The sequence below is a fragment of the Pseudokineococcus sp. 1T1Z-3 genome, from assembly GCF_037482365.1.
In the GTDB taxonomy this organism is placed as follows: Bacteria; Actinomycetota; Actinomycetes; order Actinomycetales; family Quadrisphaeraceae; genus Pseudokineococcus.
The window spans coordinates 1-1,865 of sequence record NZ_JBBHZF010000041.1 but is presented as its reverse complement, the minus strand read 5'-3'; the positions used below and the strand labels follow the sequence as shown (position 1 = coordinate 1,865).

General features: G+C 59.9%; 1 rRNA gene. It reads left to right on the top strand.

Annotated features, from left to right (window positions below):
• Positions 1–119: 119 nt before the first annotated feature.
• Positions 120–1,644, top strand: a 16S ribosomal RNA gene (locus tag WDV86_RS16010).
• The last annotated feature ends 221 nt before the right edge of the window (positions 1,645–1,865 follow it).

Genomic DNA, 1,865 nt, shown 5'->3' with positions numbered 1-1,865 from the left:
TGTTGGTGCCTTCGCTCGCCAGTGGGTGGGGGTGCTTTTCTCTGTGTTTGGATTAAGCGGTCTGCTTGGTGGTGGTGGTGTCTTTGTGGTGCTGCTGCTGCGGGTGGGTTGTTTGTTCTTTGATGGAGAGTTTGATCCTGGCTCAGGACGAACGCTGGCGGCGTGCTTAACACATGCAAGTCGAACGGTGATCTGCCAGCTTGCTGGTGGTGATCAGTGGCGAACGGGTGAGTAACACGTGAGCAACCTGCCCCTGACTCTGGGATAACTACCGGAAACGGTGGCTAATACCGGATATGACGGCTGGCCGCATGGTCTGGTCGTGGAAAGATTTTTTGGTCGGGGATGGGCTCGCGGCCTATCAGCTTGTTGGTGGGGTGATGGCCTACCAAGGCGACGACGGGTAGCCGGCCTGAGAGGGCGACCGGCCACACTGGGACTGAGACACGGCCCAGACTCCTACGGGAGGCAGCAGTGGGGAATATTGCGCAATGGGCGGAAGCCTGACGCAGCGACGCCGCGTGGGGGATGAAGGCCTTCGGGTTGTAAACCTCTTTCAGCTCCGAAGAAGCGAGAGTGACGGTAGGAGCAGAAGAAGCACCGGCTAACTACGTGCCAGCAGCCGCGGTAATACGTAGGGTGCAAGCGTTGTCCGGAATTATTGGGCGTAAAGAGCTCGTAGGCGGCTCGTCGCGTCTGCTGTGAAAGCCCGGGGCTTAACCCTGGGTCTGCAGTGGGTACGGGCGAGCTAGAGTGCGGTAGGGGAGACTGGAATTCCTGGTGTAGCGGTGAAATGCGCAGATATCAGGAGGAACACCGGTGGCGAAGGCGGGTCTCTGGGCCGTAACTGACGCTGAGGAGCGAAAGCATGGGTAGCGAACAGGATTAGATACCCTGGTAGTCCATGCCGTAAACGTTGGGCGCTAGGTGTGGGCCGCATTCCACGTGGTCTGTGCCGCAGCTAACGCATTAAGCGCCCCGCCTGGGGAGTACGGCCGCAAGGCTAAAACTCAAAGGAATTGACGGGGCCCCGCACAAGCGGCGGAGCATGCGGATTAATTCGATGCAACGCGAAGAACCTTACCAAGGCTTGACATGCAGGGAAATCTCCCAGAGATGGGGGGTCCGCAAGGGTCCTGCGCAGGTGGTGCATGGTTGTCGTCAGCTCGTGTCGTGAGATGTTGGGTTAAGTCCCGCAACGAGCGCAACCCTCGTTCGATGTTGCCAGCGGGTGATGCCGGGGACTCATCGGAGACTGCCGGGGTCAACTCGGAGGAAGGTGGGGATGACGTCAAATCATCATGCCCCTTATGTCTTGGGCTTCACGCATGCTACAATGGCCGGTACAATGGGTTGCGAGACCGTGAGGTGGAGCGAATCCCAAAAAGCTGGTCTCAGTTCGGATCGGGGTCTGCAACTCGACCCCGTGAAGTCGGAGTCGCTAGTAATCGCAGATCAGCAACGCTGCGGTGAATACGTTCCCGGGGCTTGTACACACCGCCCGTCACGTCACGAAAGTCGGTAACACCCGAAGCCGGTGGCCCAACCCCTTGTGGGAGGGAGCTGTCGAAGGTGGGACCGGCGATTGGGACGAAGTCGTAACAAGGTAGCCGTACCGGAAGGTGCGGCTGGATCACCTCCTTTCTAAGGAGCCTTCGGGTTTCTGGGCCTTTGGGTCCTGCGGGTGTCCTGCTCATGCTGTGGTGTGGGTGGGGGCTGTGCTTGGGCCGAGTGTGCCTGGGGCGGTGGTGCTCGTGTGTGGGTGGGACGTTCGGCTGGTCTGGTGCTGGTGCTGCTGTAGGTGAGTACCGCTTCTGGGTGTGCGTGTGCTGGTGCTGTCCCTGGTGGGGTGGTGGTGGTGCGGG